1 protein-coding gene is annotated in these 393 nt (G+C 45.8%); it reads right to left on the bottom strand.

Going from position 1 to position 393, the window contains the following annotated elements; genetic code table 11:
- Positions 1-367 (bottom strand): CHAD domain-containing protein (locus JWJ90_RS23005; protein WP_240195126.1); only part of this gene is annotated, 367 nt, incomplete at its 3' end.
- Positions 368-393: the final 26 nt, after the last annotated feature.

The following is a 393-nucleotide window of genomic DNA, read 5'->3' on the forward strand; positions in this document are numbered from 1 at the left end:
GGATACGTAGTTCATGAATGGTATCATCCGGGGTCTTATCCGTTATACTCTCGGCAAGTTTGCACACCTTTTTATATCGTTTCAAAACCAGATCTGCGGCAAAAACCTTGGACGGAGCATCGGCCTTGGGGCCTTTGGGCAGGCCTTTGGGATTTTCAAATAATTTCTGAATGAATTTTATCTGTTTTTTGTAAGCCTTGGATTTAAGCATGGCTTCAACCTTTCCAAAGGCCTCATCCCGATCCTGTTGCAACAAATCAAAAAGGACCCCAAGGCCAGGATGGGCCTGGGGGGGAACCAAGGCAAAATAATCGTCCTTGGATAATAGGTAAACATCCCGGTCCCGCATCAGGTTGGTATCCTGCATAATATCCCTGAAATCCTGCTTCAACT

It is taken from the genome of Desulfobulbus rhabdoformis, from assembly GCF_016919065.1.
Taxonomy (GTDB): Bacteria; Desulfobacterota; Desulfobulbia; order Desulfobulbales; family Desulfobulbaceae; genus Desulfobulbus; species Desulfobulbus rhabdoformis.